At 70.2% G+C, this 16,018-nt stretch carries 20 protein-coding genes and 1 riboswitch; of the genes, 10 read left to right on the top strand and 10 right to left on the bottom strand.

Features of this window, described 5'->3' with window-relative positions:
• The first annotated feature begins 51 nt into the window (after positions 1-51).
• Positions 52-1,533, top strand: coding sequence for a glutamate-cysteine ligase family protein (locus tag LL946_RS17130; RefSeq protein WP_404382816.1), 1,482 nt, complete (start codon positions 52-54; stop codon positions 1,531-1,533).
• Positions 1,534-1,557: 24 nt separating this feature from the next.
• Here the strand turns inward: LL946_RS17130 and LL946_RS17125 are convergent, their stop codons facing one another.
• A complete protein-coding gene (locus LL946_RS17125) occupies positions 1,558-2,163 on the bottom strand; it encodes a histidine phosphatase family protein (protein ID WP_404382815.1) in 606 nt (201 codons plus the stop codon).
• A 26-nt stretch (positions 2,164-2,189) separates the two neighbouring features.
• On the opposite strand from LL946_RS17125, the gene LL946_RS17120 reads away from it, so the two are divergent.
• The 4 genes from LL946_RS17120 to LL946_RS17105 are packed head-to-tail and all read left to right on the top strand — an operon-like array spanning position 2,190 to position 4,641.
• Positions 2,190-2,735 (top strand): DUF1697 domain-containing protein, encoded by a 546-nt coding sequence (locus tag LL946_RS17120; RefSeq protein ID WP_404382813.1) that lies wholly within the window; start codon positions 2,190-2,192, stop codon positions 2,733-2,735.
• Positions 2,732-3,196: an OsmC family protein gene (locus LL946_RS17115; RefSeq protein ID WP_404382811.1), complete on the top strand. Its 465-nt coding sequence runs from the start codon at positions 2,732-2,734 to the stop codon at positions 3,194-3,196. Before LL946_RS17120 ends, LL946_RS17115 begins: the two co-directional genes overlap by 4 nt.
• Before the next feature lie 3 nt (positions 3,197-3,199).
• Entirely contained in the window at positions 3,200-3,823 is a 624-nt protein-coding gene (locus tag LL946_RS17110; protein WP_404382809.1) for an L-threonylcarbamoyladenylate synthase, read from the top strand.
• On the top strand, positions 3,820-4,641 hold the full coding sequence (locus LL946_RS17105) for a GNAT family N-acetyltransferase (protein WP_404382807.1): 822 nt from the start codon (positions 3,820-3,822) through the stop codon (positions 4,639-4,641). The genes LL946_RS17110 and LL946_RS17105 overlap by 4 nt, the downstream gene beginning before the upstream one ends.
• A gap of 83 nt (positions 4,642-4,724) precedes the next feature.
• On the opposite strand, the gene LL946_RS17100 is transcribed toward LL946_RS17105, so the two are convergent.
• Positions 4,725-5,537, bottom strand: coding sequence for a M57 family metalloprotease (locus LL946_RS17100; protein WP_404382805.1), 813 nt, complete (start codon positions 5,535-5,537; stop codon positions 4,725-4,727).
• Positions 5,538-5,691: 154 nt separating this feature from the next.
• Between LL946_RS17100 and LL946_RS17095 the strand changes: the two genes are divergently transcribed.
• The gene (locus LL946_RS17095; protein WP_404382803.1) at positions 5,692-5,988 is read left to right on the top strand and encodes a DUF1905 domain-containing protein; all 297 of its coding nucleotides are present in this window, start codon (positions 5,692-5,694) and stop codon (positions 5,986-5,988) included.
• Positions 5,989-6,016: 28 nt separating this feature from the next.
• On the opposite strand, the gene LL946_RS17090 is transcribed toward LL946_RS17095, so the two are convergent.
• The 3 genes from LL946_RS17090 to LL946_RS17080 form a co-directional block, all read right to left on the bottom strand.
• Positions 6,017-6,544, bottom strand: coding sequence for a nitroreductase family deazaflavin-dependent oxidoreductase (locus LL946_RS17090; RefSeq protein WP_404382801.1), 528 nt, complete (start codon positions 6,542-6,544; stop codon positions 6,017-6,019).
• 3 nt (positions 6,545-6,547) lie between these two features.
• Positions 6,548-7,117 (bottom strand): GNAT family N-acetyltransferase, encoded by a 570-nt coding sequence (locus tag LL946_RS17085; protein WP_404382799.1) that lies wholly within the window; start codon positions 7,115-7,117, stop codon positions 6,548-6,550.
• Positions 7,118-7,376: 259 nt separating this feature from the next.
• Positions 7,377-8,186 (bottom strand): DUF72 domain-containing protein, encoded by an 810-nt coding sequence (locus LL946_RS17080; RefSeq protein WP_404382797.1) that lies wholly within the window; start codon positions 8,184-8,186, stop codon positions 7,377-7,379.
• Between the two features lie 48 nt (positions 8,187-8,234).
• On the opposite strand from LL946_RS17080, the gene LL946_RS17075 reads away from it, so the two are divergent.
• Complete coding sequence (locus LL946_RS17075) at positions 8,235-8,966, top strand: VOC family protein (protein WP_404382795.1); 732 nt, start codon at positions 8,235-8,237, stop codon at positions 8,964-8,966.
• A 98-nt stretch (positions 8,967-9,064) separates the two neighbouring features.
• Here the strand turns inward: LL946_RS17075 and LL946_RS17070 are convergent, their stop codons facing one another.
• On the bottom strand, positions 9,065-9,382 hold the full coding sequence (locus tag LL946_RS17070; RefSeq protein WP_404382793.1) for a putative immunity protein: 318 nt from the start codon (positions 9,380-9,382) through the stop codon (positions 9,065-9,067).
• Between the two features lie 105 nt (positions 9,383-9,487).
• On the opposite strand from LL946_RS17070, the gene LL946_RS17065 reads away from it, so the two are divergent.
• Entirely contained in the window at positions 9,488-10,225 is a 738-nt protein-coding gene (locus LL946_RS17065; RefSeq protein ID WP_404382791.1) for a VOC family protein, read from the top strand.
• A gap of 70 nt (positions 10,226-10,295) precedes the next feature.
• Here the strand turns inward: LL946_RS17065 and LL946_RS17060 are convergent, their stop codons facing one another.
• Together LL946_RS17060 and LL946_RS17055 are read right to left on the bottom strand one after the other, a co-directional pair.
• Positions 10,296-10,703 (bottom strand): VOC family protein, encoded by a 408-nt coding sequence (locus LL946_RS17060; RefSeq protein ID WP_404382789.1) that lies wholly within the window; start codon positions 10,701-10,703, stop codon positions 10,296-10,298.
• Positions 10,704-10,713: 10 nt separating this feature from the next.
• Positions 10,714-11,157: a helix-turn-helix transcriptional regulator gene (locus LL946_RS17055; protein ID WP_404382787.1), complete on the bottom strand. Its 444-nt coding sequence runs from the start codon at positions 11,155-11,157 to the stop codon at positions 10,714-10,716.
• A gap of 82 nt (positions 11,158-11,239) precedes the next feature.
• Here LL946_RS17055 and LL946_RS17050 point away from each other — a divergent pair, with 82 nt between their 5' ends.
• Together LL946_RS17050 and LL946_RS17045 are read left to right on the top strand one after the other, a co-directional pair.
• Positions 11,240-11,686 (top strand): GNAT family N-acetyltransferase, encoded by a 447-nt coding sequence (locus LL946_RS17050; RefSeq protein ID WP_404382785.1) that lies wholly within the window; start codon positions 11,240-11,242, stop codon positions 11,684-11,686.
• Between the two features lie 60 nt (positions 11,687-11,746).
• Positions 11,747-11,813: riboswitch (guanidine-III (ykkC-III) riboswitch) on the top strand.
• 13 nt (positions 11,814-11,826) lie between these two features.
• Entirely contained in the window at positions 11,827-12,069 is a 243-nt protein-coding gene (locus tag LL946_RS17045; protein WP_404382783.1) for a DMT family transporter, read from the top strand.
• Here LL946_RS17045 and LL946_RS17040 read toward each other — a convergent pair.
• A complete protein-coding gene (locus LL946_RS17040) occupies positions 12,059-12,430 on the bottom strand; it encodes a single-stranded DNA-binding protein (protein WP_404382781.1) in 372 nt (123 codons plus the stop codon). The two genes, LL946_RS17045 and LL946_RS17040, sit on opposite strands and share 11 nt — an antisense overlap.
• Positions 12,431-12,718: 288 nt before the next feature.
• Positions 12,719-15,997 (bottom strand): GH92 family glycosyl hydrolase, encoded by a 3,279-nt coding sequence (locus LL946_RS17035; protein ID WP_404382779.1) that lies wholly within the window; start codon positions 15,995-15,997, stop codon positions 12,719-12,721.
• Positions 15,998-16,018: the final 21 nt, after the last annotated feature.

The following is a 16,018-nucleotide window of genomic DNA, read 5'->3' as shown; positions in this document are numbered from 1 at the left end:
ATTGAGTTGGCCTTCCGGCCGGCGGGTGCAGCCAACAGTGAGGTGATCGGTGTGGGTGCTGAGGTCAGCGCGCAGAGCTACACGCGCGAAGAACGACAGAGGTACCGCGAGAAGGTGCGGCAGAACCTCGACGTCTTCGAGCGGATGCTGACCCAGGACCTGTTCGAGTTCGAGCGACCGATGACCGGCCTCGAGATCGAGCTCAACCTCGTCAACGGCGACTACGAGCCGCACTTCGCCAACGCCGAGGTGCTCCGGGCGATCGCCGACCCGGGCTACCAGACCGAGCTGGCGCGCTACAACATCGAGCTCAACGTCCCTCCCCGGCCGCTGCCCGGTGACTCCGCGCTCGAGCTCGAGGAGGACCTGCGCACCTCGCTCAACGCGGCCGACGCCAAGGCGCGCGACGTCGGCTCGCGCCTCGTCTCGATCGGCATCCTCCCGACGATCATGCCCGAGCACTACGAGGGCGACTGGATCAGCGACAACAACCGCTACACCGCCCTCAACGACTCGATCTTCGTGGCGCGTGGCGAGGACATCTACCTCGACATCCACGGTCCGCACGGCGAGCGGGTCGCGACCTACTGCAACTCGATCGCACCCGAGTCGGCATGTACGAGCGTCCAGCTCCACCTCCAGGTGACACCGGCGGACTTCGCCGACCACTGGAACGCCGCCCAGGCCCTCGCACCCGTGCAGGTCGCCCTCGCCGCGAACTCACCCTTCTTCTTCGGGCAGCGGCTCCACGCCGAGACTCGCATCGAGCTGTTCAAGCAGGCGACGGACACCCGCCCGATCGAGCTCAAGAACCAGGGCGTCCGCCCTCGCGTCTTCTTCGGCGAGCGGTGGATCACGAGCATCTTCGACCTCTTCGAGGAGAACTCGCGCTACTTCCCGGCCCTGCTGGCCGAGACCACCGACGAGGACCCGATGGCCCGGCTCGAGGCCGGCGAGGCGCCCGAGCTGGCCGAGCTGAGACTGCACAACGGCACCGTCTACCGGTGGAACCGCCCCATCTACGACATCGTCAAGGGCCGCCCGCACCTGCGTGTCGAGAACCGCGTCCTCCCGGCGGGTCCGACGATCGCCGACACCCTGGCCAACGCCGCGTTCTACTACGGCGCGGTGCGCAAGCTGGCGTCCACCGAGCGTCCGGTGTGGACGAAGATGAGCTTCGCCGCCTGCGAGGAGAACTTCCACCGGGGCGCACGTGACGGGATCGAGTCGCGGCTGTACTGGCCGGGCTACGGCGAGGTCGGCGCCGACGAGCTCGTCCTGCGCCACCTCCTGCCGCTGGCCCACGAGGGTCTCGAGGAGTGGGGCGTCTCCCAGGCGGTGCGTGACCGCTTCCTCGGGATCATCGAGGCTCGCGCCCAGGCGGGTGTCAACGGTGCGACCTGGCAGACCGACGCGGTGCGCCGCTTCGAGGAGCGGGGCAGCGACCGGCGCAAGGCGCTGCACCAGATGCTCGAGCTCTACACCGAGCACATGAGCACCAACGAGCCGGTGCACACCTGGTCCCTGCCCTGAGCCTCACCCCGGACGGGACGCGCCTCAGCCCAGGCTGTTCCAGAGCTTGATCGCCGGCTGCTCGCGCTCGTACTCGAGCACGCTCACCGAGCCGGCGTCCAGCAGGAGCTTGGCGGCGAAGCGCGGCTGCTCGCGCAGGAAGACGGCGGCGAGGACCCGCAGGGCGTGCCCGTGCCCGAAGAGCAGCACGTCACGTGTGGCGAGCGTCGGTGCCGCCCTGAGCAGCACGCGCGAGGCCCGGGCCGCGACCTCCTCGACGGTCTCGCCGGGCGTGGCGCCCGCCACGACGCCGTGCTCGAAGGCCGCCCAGTGGTAGCCGAGCTCCTCGCGGATCTCCTTGGTCGTGCGCCCCTCGTAGGCGCCGTAGTCCCACTCGACGAGGTCGTCGTCGACCTCCGCGGTGTAGCCCGCGATCTCGGCAGTGCGCCTGGCGCGCTGCATCGGGGACGACAGGACGAGTCCCACGTCGTAGCCGGAGAGGCGTTGCGCGAGCGTGGCGGCGTCGGCCTCGCCCTGCTCGGTCAGCGGGATGTCGGTCGTGCCGGTGTGCTGGCCCGACTCGCTCCACTCGGTCTTGCCGTGCCGGACGAGGACGATGCGTCCGTCGGGGACAGCGGGTGCGCCAGTCATGGTCGTCACTCTGGCAGGATCCCGGTATGCCGCGCCACCTCGCCTTCCTGCGGGCCATCAACCTCGGCCCGCACCACAAGGTGCCGATGGCCGAGCTCCGCGAACGGCTCACCGCTTCCGGCTTCGCCGACGTCCAGACCCACATCCAGACGGGCAACATCGCCCTCACCTCCACGATGCGCTCGCAGGCCAAGGTCGAGGCGGCGATCGAGGGGCTGCTGGGGGACTGGTGCGACTTCGAGGTCCCGACGATCGTGCGCTCACCGGCCGAGCTGGCCGCCTTGGTCAAGGAGGTCGAGGCGACGCCACCCCTCGTCGGTGAGGGCGGACGACGCTATGTCGCCTTCGCCAAGGGAGACCTCGGCGCGGACGCGAAGGCGGCGCTCACGGCATACGAGGACACGCCGGAACGTTCACGCGTCGTGGGGCGCGACATCCTCCTCGAGATCGACAGCCAGTTCCACACCGCGAAGCTGGCCGGGGCCAAGCTCGAGCGGCTTGCCGGGACGCCCCTCACGGCGCGCGACCTCAAGGTCGTGCGCGCCATCGATGAGAAGTGGAGCACCACATGACCGACGCGCAGCAGGCCGCCCAGCCCGAGACCGGGGGCACGGGCACGGGGCACCGTTCGATCACCATGACACGCACGTCGCGCGGCGAGTTCGACGTCACCAACGTGCGTGGCGGCACGATCCACATCGGTTCGGGTGAGACCGACGACTTCACGCCGGTCGAGCTGCTGCTCACCGCCATCGCCGGCTGCAGCGCCGTCGACGTCGACTTCATCACGAGCAAGCGGGCCGAGCCGACCGAGTTCACCGCCACCGGCGCCGGTGTCAAGGCCAAGGACCCGGTCAAGGGCAACCACATGCAGGACCTCGAGGTGACGTTCCGGGTGCGCTTCCCCGAGGGACCAGAGGGCGACAAGGCGCGCGAGATGCTCCCGCGGGCGATCGCGCAGTCGCACGACCGCCTGTGCACGGTCTCGCGAGCGGTCCAGCTCGGCACTCCCGTGACGATGCGCGAGGACTGAGCCGTGGCCCGCTACCTCGACGTCCACCCGGTCGACCCGCAGCCCCGCTCCATCGCGCAGACCGTGGCCACGCTCAGGGACGGCGGGCTCATCGCCTACCCGACCGACTCGGGCTACGCGCTCGGCGCAGCGCTCGGCAACCAGGCCGCCAAGGACCGCATCCGCGACATCCGCAAGCTCGACGACAAGCACCACTACACCCTCGTGTGCGCCGACTTCGCCCAGCTCGGGCACTTCGTGCACGTCGACAACTCGGTCTTCCGCGCGGTCAAGGCCTCCACTCCGGGGCCCTACACGTTCATCCTTCCGGCGACGGGGGAGGTACCGCGCAAGCTGCTGCACCCCAAGAAGCGGACGGTCGGGGTGCGGATCCCCGAGCACCCGGTCGTGCGTGCCCTCCTCGCCGAGCTCGGGGAGCCCATGCTCACGTCGACGCTCATCCTGCCCGGCGAGACCGAGCCGATGACCGACGGCTGGCAGGTCAAGGAGGAGCTCGACCACGTCGTCGACATCGTCCTCGACTCGGGGGAGTGCGGCAATGAGCCCACGACGGTGGTGGACCTCTCCGGCGAGGTGCCGGAGGTCCTGCGTCTCGGCGCCGGCGACCCGAGCCGCTTCGAGGCGTGACCTCGCCGGCGGCCCGGCAGCACCCCGAGGAGCAGCCGTTCGCGGAGTTCCCGGAGCTCGTCCTGCGCGCGATGACGCGACACGGCGTCGTCCCCAGCCGCGGTTACGTCACGCTGGAGCACGACGAGGCGCTGGTCAGCCACTACCCGGACCAACCCGACCGGCCGTTCGTCGTGCACTGGACCCATGCCGAGCGCGACCCCGCCGACGTGTTCGCCGACCTCACGGCATACCTGCTCGACCGTGGGGCACGCAGCGCGGAGTGGTGGTTCCGCGACGACTCGACGCCCGCGGGCCTCGAGGACCTCGTGCTGGAGGCCGGCGCGACGACGGTCGAGGACCAGGTGTGCGTCGCCCGTGCCGTCGACGGGTCGCTGCCACCGATCGCACCCGGTGTCCGGGTCACGCTCGTGCAGGACCAGCAGGGGATCGACGCCGTCATCGGGATCGGTGCCGAGGTGTTCGGCAACCCCGTCCCGGCCGATCCTCAGGCCTACCTCGCCGAGGTGCTGGACGACCTCGACCAGGCGCGCAGCGCGTGGGTGGTGGGCTGGGTCGACGGAGAGCCGGTCGGTCGCGCGAGCGTCGGCTTCGAGTGGCAGGTCGCACCGCTCGTGGGAGCCGCTGTCCTGCCCCACGCGAGACGTCGAGGTGTGTATGCCGCGATGCTCGCCGCCCGTCTCGACCTCGCCGCGACAGCCCACTGCCACACCGCGATCACCAAGGCACGGCGGATCGGGTCCCTGCCACTGCTGCTGCGTGAGGGGTTCGTGCCCATCGGCCGCGAGCGCGCCCACCTGCTCGAGCTCGCCCGCTGACCAACGTCACCCCCACCGGCGCTGAAGCCCCTGGATGCCGGTGGGGGTGACGTCGTCCTGCTCGGGAGGAATCGAGCAGGTTCTCAGCTGCCGTAGAGCGCCCGGACTCCCTGACGGTCGGTCTCGGTCATGCTGAGGTCTGAGGACGAGCCGTTGCACTGGGGGTAGTGCATGATCGACGCGCGGTCGTACGGCGTCAGCGGACGCCAGTTGTTGTCCTCGAAGCAGGTGCCCGCCTCGGGACGGGTGTGCTCGTGGCGGAAGCCGAGGGAGTGGCCCAGCTCGTGCGCCATGATGTTCGAGGGCGTCCATGAGCCGCTGCTGTAGAGCGACTTGGCGTTGACGAGGACGTTGCGGCCCGACTTGGGCGTGCTCGGGAAGAACGCGCGAGCGATGTACTGCGTCGTCTTCGTCGGCTCGACCGAGAAGAGCACCGAGCCGTTGCGCGTGGTGCAGCTGCCGTCCTGCGCGGTGACGTGGGTGAAGTTCACCTTGCTCGTCGCGGCCTCCCACTGACCGACGCCGGCGGTCATCGCGGAGACGACGCGGCTGTAGTCGGTGCCGAACCTCGTGCTCACGCAGTAGGTGAGGTTGAGGGCCTGGGTCGCTGACCACTTGTCGTCGGCACCGTTGACGGTGTTGACGATGAGGCCGTCCTCCTGGGTCTCCTGCGGTGCGACGAGGGCGTCGTAGAACTGGCGCAGCGCACCGTCGTTGGCGACGGGCTCGTCGCCGTTGACGATGAACTTGCGGTCGAGGTCCTGGAAGGTGGACGCCTTGAACTCACCGTAGGTGGGGGTCTCGCCCTCGGCGGCGTTGGCCTGCCCCGTGAAGATGGCGCCGCCGGTGAGGGCGGTCGCTGCGAGCACGGCGAGAGTGCGACTGGTCGTCGTCATGTGGAGCTCCTGTGGCAGGGGATGGTCGCGGGTTGCGACCGGTCGCCAACGTATGAACCTGCACGTCAGCATCGGGTAGGCCGACGGTCAAGAGTTGGTATGCCGGGTCAAGAGTTCGCCGTGACCTGCGCCCTTGCCGCCTAGGTTGGTGCGCATGAGCACGTGGGAGTTCGCGGGGGAGGTCTGGGAGTGGCGCGGCCCCGCGCCCTACCACTTCGTCTCGGTGCCGGAGGAGCTGTGCGACGACGTGCGCGACGCGGCCGACGTGGTGAGCTACGGGTGGGGGATGGTCCCGGTGACCCTGCGGATCGGTGCCACGACGTGGACCACGTCGCTGTGGCCCAAGGACGGTGGCTACGTCGTTCCGCTCAAGGACCGGGTGCGTCGGGCCGAGGAGATCGAGCTCGGCGACGTCGTGTCGATGGAGATGCACATCGAGCTGTCCTTGTGAGAAGCGCTGTGCCGCAGTCGCTTTCGCGTCAAGGGTGAACTCGGGGGCACAGCAGGAACACCCGGACCTGACGACGGTCACCGATGCGTGAGCGGTAGTGCCGGTAGCCGGCGTAGAACGAGCTCGCGCGGGTGAAGACCTCCTCGACCTCCTCCGGGGTCGCGGCCCGAGCCATGGCGTGCAGGGTGCGCCCTCGGTAGGTCACCGAGCACCGGGGGTCGCTCTCGAGGTTCAGCGCCCAGGCCGGCGTGGAGGTCTGTCCGAAGTTCGTGCCGAGGAGCGCGAGGTCGCCGCGCAGGGGAGTGGCGATGAGGTGGCTGTTGCGTCGCTCTCTGGACCGGCGGCCCGTGGTGGTGAGGCTGAGGACGGCGATTCCCGTGACGAGGCTCGCGGCGGTGTGACGGCCGCGTGTGAGTCGGCCCACCGAGCTGTCGAAGTGTCGAAGGACGTGGGAGGACGCCCACGCTCCGGCGCGTGTCCCGGCGGCCCACCGCACGGCGTTCTGGACGGGGTTCGCCGCGCGGTGGCGGTAGTCGAGGTCCTGCGCCAGTCCCATCCGTCACGCCCTCGCGTCGAGGTGACGGCTGACGATCCAGGCATGCTTGCCGACCTGCCGCACCCGCTCGAAGCCGAGGTCGTCGAAGAGCTCGGCGGTGGCGCTGAAGAGGAACCGGCCCGGCGCCTCACGGCCCGCGGTCGCCTCCGGGATGGCCTCGACGAGACCGCCGCCGGCCCGCTCGATGAGGTCGATCGCCCCCTCGACCGCCTGGCGAGCGACGCCCTGTCCCCGGTGTCGCCTGTCCACGAAGACGCACGTGATCCGCCAGTCCGGCGCCGGGGGAGGGGCCTGCTCGTAGGCGAGACGGTGCTTGATCCCCGGCACCTCGTCGACGTCGCCGAACTGGGCCCAGCCCTGGACGGCGCCGTCGTCGTCCACGACGAGGGCGGCGTGGGCCCGGTCGGTGAGCACGTGCTCGTGCTTGGCCTCGCGGTGGTCGAAGGCGCGCTCACCGCGGTCGAGGTGGAAGCTGATGCACCAGCAGCCACCGAAGATGCCGTTGTTGCGGTCGACGAGGTCGGCGAAGCCGTCCCACGTGTCGGATCCCAGAGGGACGACGCTGAAGCCCATACGCTTGACGATATGGCCGATCTGACCGAACCGTGCCCCAACTGCGGACGGCTCATGCGCTGGGAGACCTCGCACGAGCGGTGCGACGGGTGCGGCTACATCCGCCCCTGTTGTGAGGGCGCACCGTGTCCGATTCCGTGACCGGGGCCGACACCGACGGCAGCGACGTCGACGTCGACGTCAGCGCGCTGGCGATCAACGTCATCCTGCCCGAGACGCTCCAGTGGCACGGCGAGCGCAGGCTCCGCGACGCCAGGTCTCAGGTGCCCACCCGCTCGATGAGTCGCTCGGCATCCCACGGCGCCCGCCCGTCGATGTCGTTGTCGAAGTACAGGTAGGAGTCCTGTCCGGCCGCTTCCCACGAGGTGAGTCGCTCGGCCCACCTGTCGAGTGTCGAGTCACTGTAGCCACCGGCGTAGAGACGTTCCTCGCCGTGGAGGCGCACGTAGTGGAAGTCCGCGGTGCCATCTCCCATGGTCGGCCAGCGCCCGGCTGTGTCGGCATGGACGAGGGCGACTCCATGCTCTCGCAGGAGGTCCCGAGTCCGGTCCGAGTCCCAGGATGGATGCCGGGGCTCGACGGCATGGCGCAGGGGAGACCGGATCTCGGCCGTCGTCCAGGCCCGGTCGTCGGGCACGCGGTCGTCGTGCCGCTCGGCGAGCTCGGCAGCCGCGGGCATGGTCCGGGGGAGGAGTGACAGGAACGACCCCACCAAGGCCTCGTCGAACTCGAGGCGTTCGGGCAGCTGCCAGAGCATCGGGCCGAGGGCGGGCCCAAGGGCGAGGGGGCCGGAGGCGAAGAAGTTCGCCAGCGGTGTCTCCACGTCACGCAGCGCCTTCATGTGGGTCACGAACCTGCTGCCCTTGACGGCGAAGACGAAATCGTCGGGGACCGACTCGCGCCACCGTCGGTAGGACGACGGGCGCTGCAACGAGTAGAAGGATCCGTTGATCTCGATGCTGGTCATCCGGTGAGCCACGTGCGCGAGCTCGTCCTTCTGGCGCAGGCCCTTCGGGTAGAAGTCTCCGCGCCACCCGGCATACCGCCAGCCGGAAACGCCGATACGCATCACGCTGTCGACCCTAGTCATGGGGGAGGAGGGCTAGCGTGCCCGTTCATGGACATGCTCAAGGGTGACCAGATCGCCGAGGCCAACCTGACCGACTGGCGCAAGCTGGCCCAGGGACTGCACGCGCGCTACCTGGTCGACGACTTCGCCGCCGGCGCACGCTTCGTCGTCGCGGTGGGCGAGGCGGGCGACGCTCTCGGGCACCACCCGGGCGTGTCGATGGCCAGCGGGCACGTCGACCTCAAGCTGAGCAGCGACGACGCGATCTACCGCGACGACGATGGCACCGAGTACGTCGTCGAGTGGGTCACCCAGCAGGACGTCGACCTCGCACGGCGGATCACCGAGATCGCCGCCGAGCACGCGCTCGACGCCGACCCGGCCTCGGTCAGCGTCATCGAGCTGGGCCTCGACACGGCGCAGTCCGCGACCATCGCCCCGATGTGGGCGGCCCTGTTGACAGGGAGCGCCGAGGCCCAGGGCCGGGGGACTCCCGGCGACGAGATCCGGGACGCCACGGGAAGGGTGCCCAACCTGTGGTTCGGAGACCTCGAGGCCGCCGACGAGGACGGGGCCTCGCGTCAGCGCTTCCACGTCGAGGTCTACGTCGCGCCCGAGGTGGCCGAGCAGCGGGTCGCCGATGCGGTCGCCGCGGGTGGACAGGTCGTCGCCGACAGCAACGCCCCGGGACTGACCGTGCTCGCCGACGCGGACGGCAACACCGGGGTGGTCTGCGTCGACATCTCTGCCGTCAACACGTCGGCAACGGCGGTGGACTGACCCTGCGGGGAGCGGGGCCGGAGCCCCTGCGCCATCATCTACTTGACATAATGTTGATTATCGGCGTTATGCGTGACGCTGGAAGGAGCCCCTCCTGATCACGTGAAGACGGACCAGCAGTTGTCGTTGCGCAACCTCTGGTCGTCCAACACGAGCTCACGGATGGCTGACGGCAGCTGCTGGCGCTGCCAGTCGCGTTCGCGTCGACCGAGTTCCGTCCCGGCGTGGTCCGGAGCCGTCTCACGCACCGCCTTGATGGCGTATGCCGCGGCGCCGAGCTCGTGCGCTGCGACGTGTGCGACGCAGGCGGCCTGACCCGCGACCCAAAGCGCGAGCAGCCGGTGGTCGGCGTCGCTCACGGTGCCACCGCGGCGGGTGGTCAAGAACCGTGGGTCGCGCACCTCGGGCAGGATCATGGCCGCTCGCACTGGTCCATGCGTCGCACCCTAGACGTGCGGTCGCAGCCCGCCGCGCGGCAAATCGCGTTGCAGGTGCTGGACCGGCGTCCCTACGGTGGCCGGATGGCGACGTCACGGTTCCACGGCATCAGCATCGAGGCTCACGACCCCGCTCACGTCGGCCGCTTCTGGGCCGAGGTCCTGGACTGGGAGCTGGTCGAACAGGTGTCCGAAATGGTGGTGCTCCCCCGGGACGGCAACGACTACCGCCTGAGCTTCCGAGCAGCCGACACCCCCAAGCTCGGCCAGAACCGCATCCACTTCGACGTGACGAGCGAGTCCGAGCCGGCGATGACGGCGACGATCGTGCGGGCCCTCGCGCTCGGCGGACAGCACATCGACATCGGCCAGACCGACGAGGACGGGCACGTGGTGCTCGCCGACCCCGAGGGCAACGAGCTCTGTGTCATCGAGCCCGGGAACACCTTCCTGGCCGGCACCGGGGCCATCGGCGGCATCAACTGCGACGGGTCGCAGTCCCTCGGCTACTTCTGGAGCCAGGTGCTGGGCTGGCACCTGGTCTGGGACCAGGACGAGGAGACGGCCATCCAGTCGCCGCACGGAGGTTCGAAGATCACGTGGAGCGGGCCTCCACTCATGCCGCGCCTCGGCCGCGACCGGCTGCACCTCGAGATCGCCCTCGACGCTGACACGGACCCGCAGGTCGAGCTGGACCGGCTGGCGGCCCTCGGCGCCACGGTCGGGACCGATGCCTCCACGCCGACCACCAGTCGACCGACGGACAGCACGATGGTCCTGACCGACCCTGACGGCAACGAGTTCCACCTCGTCACCAGCTAGGACCACTCCCCCGACGTCACTGCCGCCGGCCCACCAGCGACCCGTCGTGCTCACGGCACCCGTCTGGCCCTCACGCCTGGTTGATCCTCACGTGGTTGCCGGCGGGGTCGCGGAAGGCACAGTCACGCACGCCCCACGGCTGGTCCGTGGGCTCCTGCGTCACCTCGGCCCCGCTCGCCTGCACCGTCTCGAACGTTGCCTCGAGGTCGGGCGTCGAGAGCACGATCGTGGCGAACGTGCCCTTGGCCATCATCTCGGCGATGGTGTTGCGCTCGTCCTCGGTGATGCCCGGGTCGGCTGCCGGTGGGTTGAGCACGATCGAGGGCGTCCTGCTGCCCGCAGGCGCGATGGTGATCCAGCGCATCGTGCCCTCGCCCACGTCGGCAAGGACCTCGAAGCCGAGCGTGTCTCGGTAGAACGCGAGGGAGGCTTCGGGGTCGGTGTGCGGGAGGAAGGTGTGGTGAATGCTGATGTCCATGCCGCAGACGCTAGTTCGGCGGCAGGGGCGGCGCTTCTCGATTCCTGACCGGTCTGCTGACGGCCTTGGTGACGCACGACGGCAGCTCGCCCTCGGACTGCTCGGCCCGCTGGCGATACACGCTCGGAGACATGCCCACGAGCTCGGTGAACCGAGTGCTGAACGTGCCGAGCGACGAGAAGCCCACCGTGAAGCAGACCTCGGTGACGTTGAGGTCGCCCCGACGCAGGAGCGCCATCGCGCGTTCGATCCGCCGGGTCATGAGGTAGCTGTAGGGCGACTCGCCGTAGGCCGCCCTGAACGACCGGCTCAGGTGCCCGGAGGACATGTGCACGTCCCGCGCCAAGGCCTCCACGTTGAGTGGCTGGTCGAACTCGCGGTCCATGCGGTCGCGCACCCGCCGCAGCAGCGCGAGGTCGCGCAGCCGGTCCGCGGACACCGAGTGGTCGCTCACACGACGATCTTGCACCGTCTGCGGCGTCTGCACCCAGAGAGGACCGACTCGGCGATAACCTCGAAGGGTGGAGACCGGCAGCGTGGTTCACACTCGAGACGAGTTTCAGTGTGCGGCAGCGCTTTACGCGGACTTCCAGCGTGAGTACGACGACCCCGTCCCCGACGTCGCGTGGATGACCGAGCACCTCTCACGCCTCGTGGCCGGTGGCGACACGAGCGTGCTGCTCGCGGGCGAGCCCGCCGTTGGCCTGGCCATCGTCCGGTTCCGTGTGGCGACCTGGGCGGACGAGACCGAGGCCTACATCGCCGAGCTCTACGTCGCCCCGGCCCAGCGGAACAAGGGGCTCGGTCGCGCCTTCCTCACCGACGTCCTCCACCACTGCCGGGCTCGTGGGGCCACGTACGTCGACCTCAACACGTCCGAGGACGACGAGGCGGCGCGGCACCTCTACGAGTCGTTCGGCTTCGACTGCCACGAGGGCCGTGGCGAGGGCCCGCTCGCGATCTACTACGAGAAGGAGCTGTGACTCCCCACGCCCCTCTCGGAAGCGGGTTTGCCGCCCACTCCCCCATGTGAGACGCTCGCGGCAGAGCCTGGATCCGGGCTCCCGGACGAGGGGTGCCGTACCCGGCAACGCGACAAGACGGCCCGCAGGAGTGGCTCGTCATGTCGTGGATCGTCCTTGTCGTCTCCGGTGTCCTCGAAGCCGTGTGGGCCACCGCCCTCGGCCGCTCGGAGGGCTTCACCAGACCGGCACCGACCGCCGTCTTCGGTGTTGCGCTCGTCCTGAGCATGGGCGGCCTCGCCCACGCGATGCGTGACCTGCCGATCGGGACGGCGTATGCCGTCTGGGTCGGCATCGGGGCCGTCGGCACCGCCGGTGTGGTGGGCCTCAAGCTCACCCACTGACCCGCCGACGGGACAGGGTGGTCACCTCAACCTCGTAGCGGCTCGCGGCCCCGCCCGGCGTCCGGAAGAAGCGGCGTCGCAGCGCGCCGGTGACGTGCACGTGGTCGCCGTCGCTCACCCGACTCGCGGACCGGCGGGCGGACCTCGACCAGCAGGCCAGGTCGATCGTGTCGACCGGACCTCCTCCTGGCCGGGCGACGACGAGGCGCAGCGTGACGAGGTCGTCGCCGCTCGGCAGCACCCGGGCCTCCGGCTCCCCGCTCACCCGCCCGGCGAGCTCGACGACGTTCACCGCGTCCTCGCCCACCGTGGGTGGCGCCCCTGCCTTCGTGCGCGCCGCCGCCGCTGTCTTCCCTGGCACCGCTGTCTTCCCTGGCACCGCTGTCTTCGCCGGCGGTGCCGTCTTCGCCCGTGGGCCCGCCTTCCGGGCGCCGGACGGCGTCTCCGCCCCCGACCCCGCCTCTGCGGCCACCGTCGTTCGTGCCCGTGTCGCCATGCCCCACTCCTCGCCGTCCGCGTCCACATCACTGTCGTCAAGCAGGGTGCAGGCCCGCGGCGACCCGTCACCAGCCCGAGGTGTGGTCCCTGTGGACGACATGCCGATGCCCGCCGCCCTGTGGACAGGGCGGCGGGCACGGGGCGGGTCAGCTCACTGCAGGGTCAGCGCGTAGACCTCGAACCGCGGGTCCGCCGGCAGGGTGATGGACCGGAGCTGCTTCGAGCCGTCGGTCGCCCCCGACGCGGCGAAGAGCTGGACGGGCGGACCGTCGACGCCCTGGCCGGCACGGATCCGGTGGCCCATCGCGATCGCGACGGTGTTGCCGTTGCGACCTGACCCGGCGGCCCAGTCGGTGAGGGCGAACGGCAGGTCCGCCACCGAGCCGTCGGTGTAGGTCACCCGCAGCGCCGTCGTCACGTCGCCGCCGTGGGAGGCGCCGATGACCCGCAGGTTCGACCGCGCTCCGGTCGGCACCAGCAGCGTCTGCCCTCGCGCCTCCACGAAGTTGGCGGCCGTTCCCGAAGGGGACGGGACGGCATACGGGATGCCCTGGTGCTCCCACGACCCGGCGGCCGGGAGCAGCGCGGCGTCGTAGCTCCAGCCGCCCCCGTCGAAGTTGCCCTCCGTCGACGCCGACACCGTGGCGGTCCCGTCGTGGTTGCGCTCACCCGCGAGGTCGACGGCACACGGAGCCGCCCCGGCGGCGCAGGTGAGCGGCACCTGGAAGCGCACCGGGAGCGTGCGCTCGACGTCCGGCACGCCGGGTGCCGACACGGTCACGACGACCTCGTGAGCACCGGACGCGCCCTCCGGCACCGTGAGGGTCACCGGGACGGACTTCGACGCCGGAACCCCGTTGCTCTTGAGCACGACGTCCGTCGCGGACGGGCTGGCCGTCCAGCCCCCCGGCGTCGCCACCGAGACCCGAACCGGCAGGCTCTTCTGCGCCTGACCGACGAGGTCCACGACGAACGTGCCGCTCGTGGCGCCGGTCGCGAGGACGAGCGGGTTCGGCTTGACCGACATGCTCAGCGAGACCGTCGACGAGCCCTTGGCCGTCGACACCGACGGCGGGACGTCGGACGGCAGCGTGCCCCAGGAGCTCGGCGCCGTGCCGACGACGTGCTCGAGCGAGCGACCGGAACGCAGCGCATCCCAGCTGACCCAGCTCTTCGTCGAACGGGAGCCGTTGACCTCGAGCGACTGGACGTACCGCTTGTCGTCCGAGACACCGGGAGCGGTGATCGTCAGGGTCCCGCCCTGGCGAGCCGAACCCGTCTCCGGCCGGCCGACGGTGATGTCGGTCCGCTCGAACTGCGGGCTCGACACGACGAAGTAGTTCGCGCCGCTCATCGGCGGGTGCAGCCCCCACGACGACATGACGTACCAGGCCGACATCGTGCCGAGGTCGTCATTGCCGGTCATCCCGTCGGGCCCGGGGTTGAACAGCGTGTATGCCGCCCGCGCCACCGTCGCGGTCTTGGCCGGCTCGCGGACCCAGGCGTACATGTAGGGCGCGAGCAGGTCGGGCTCGTTGTTCGGGTTGTAGGTCGGCTTGCTGTAGTAGGCGTAGGTCGCCTCGATCCAGTCGGTGCGCACCGTGCCCTCGGGATCGGTGAGCAGCTTGTCGTAGGCGAAGAAGGCGTCGAGCCGCTCGGCCGCGGCCGGCCTGCCACCCATGAGCTCCACCAGGTCGGCCGGGTCCTGCGGGACGAGCCACTGGTACTGGTAGGCGCCACCCTCGTGGAAGGCCCTCGACGCCGCGACCGGCTCGTACGGGTCGAGCCAGGTGCCGTCCTCGAGGCGCGGCCGGAAGGTGCCGGTCTCGGTGTCGTAGAGGTTGCGGTAGCTGCGACCTCGCTCGTCGAACATCGCCGCGTCCGCGCTCTTGCCCAGGCCCTTGGCCATGATCGCCAACGAGGCGTCGGCGACGGCGTACTCCAGGGTCGCCGAGGCGGGGTGCACGCAGTCGTTGTCGCCGCCGTGGTGGACGCAGTCCGTGCCCAGCTCGAGGCCGAACGGGATGTAGCCGAGCCGCTCGTAGTAGTGCTGCCCGCTGCGCCCGTTGTACTGGCTGTCGACCGGCGGGCGCTCGGTGGCGTTCTGGCGCAGCAGCGCATAGGCCTCGGCCTCGTGGCCGGCGAGGAAGCCCTTCGACCAGCCCTCGACGAGGAACGGCGTCACGGGGTCACCGGTCATGATGTTGGTCTCGCTGTTGGCCAGCGCCCACCTCGGCAGCCAGCCGCCCTCGCGACCGATCGCGAGGATGGACAGGTAGGAGTCGCGGGCCACGTCGGGCGCGAGGATCTCGAGAAGCTGGTTCTGCGGACGGTAGGTGTCCCACAGCGAGAAGTTCTGCCGTGCGGTCCAGCCGTCCGAGGTGTGCACCTTGCCGTCCCAGCCGAAGTACTTCCCGTCGGCGTCCTCGGCGAGGTTCGGGTGGAGCAGCGCGTGGTACAGCGCCGTGTAGTACGCCGTCCGCCGGGCCTCGGTCCCGCCGGTGATGCGGGCCTTGCCGAGCTCGCCCTCCCAGCGCTGGGTCAGCGCCGCGCGGGTCGCGTCGAAGTCGAACGAGTCCGCGGTCTCGGCCTCGAGGTTGGCCCGGGCACCCGCCACGCCGGTGTAGCTCACGCCCACCTTGAGGACGCTGCTCGTCGTCCCCGCCGGGAACGTCACCCAGGCACCGTTGCCACCACGGGTGGTCGAGGCGTCACGGGATCCGGGCGTCCTGGTCGACCCGGTCCAGGTCCCGAACGACTCGAACGGTGCGTCGAACTCCGCCGAGAAATAGATCGTGTGCTCGTCCTTGCCTGCACAGAAGTTCCCGTTGTGGATCCGGCCCTCGATCGTCCGGTCGCCCACGACGTGGATCTCGGAGTCGAAGACGGTGCTGTTGGCCTTCGCGGTGTTGAACAGGACGTTGGCCTGCTGCCCCGCCGGGAAGGTGTAGCGCTGCCACCCCGTGCGGTCGGTCGCCGTGAGCTCCGCGTCGATGTCGTACTTCGTGAGCCCCACCCGGTAGTAGCCCGGTGTCGCCTCCTCGTCGTCGTGCGAGAAACCGCTCCGGTATGCCGTGTGGTCCGTCGACGTGACCGCTCCCGTCGTCGGCATGACGGGGAGCTCACCGACGACCGGGCACCCGACGCCGGACAGGTGCGTCTGGCTGAAGCCGTGGATGAACGACTGCGAGTAGTCGTAGCCACCCTCTCCGCCGGTGTCGGGGCTGACCTGCACCATGCCGAACGGGGCGCTGGCCCCGGGGAACGTGTTGCCGTTGTCCTGGGTCCCGACGAACGGGTTCACCTCTGACGTCAGCGAGGTCGCGGCTCCTGCGGCCGGTAGCGGCCCAGCAGCGACGGCGGGGGTCGTGAGGCCGAGCGCTACGGCGACGGCGAGGAGGGAGATCGGTCTGGGGAGGCGGCGAGACATGTGGTGCTCCTAGTGGGACGA

This window comes from Knoellia locipacati (assembly GCF_044791685.1).
Lineage (GTDB): Bacteria > Actinomycetota > Actinomycetes > Actinomycetales > Dermatophilaceae > Knoellia > Knoellia locipacati_A.
Note: the sequence above shows the minus strand (reverse complement) of the source record. Positions and strands in the feature narration are given on the sequence as shown.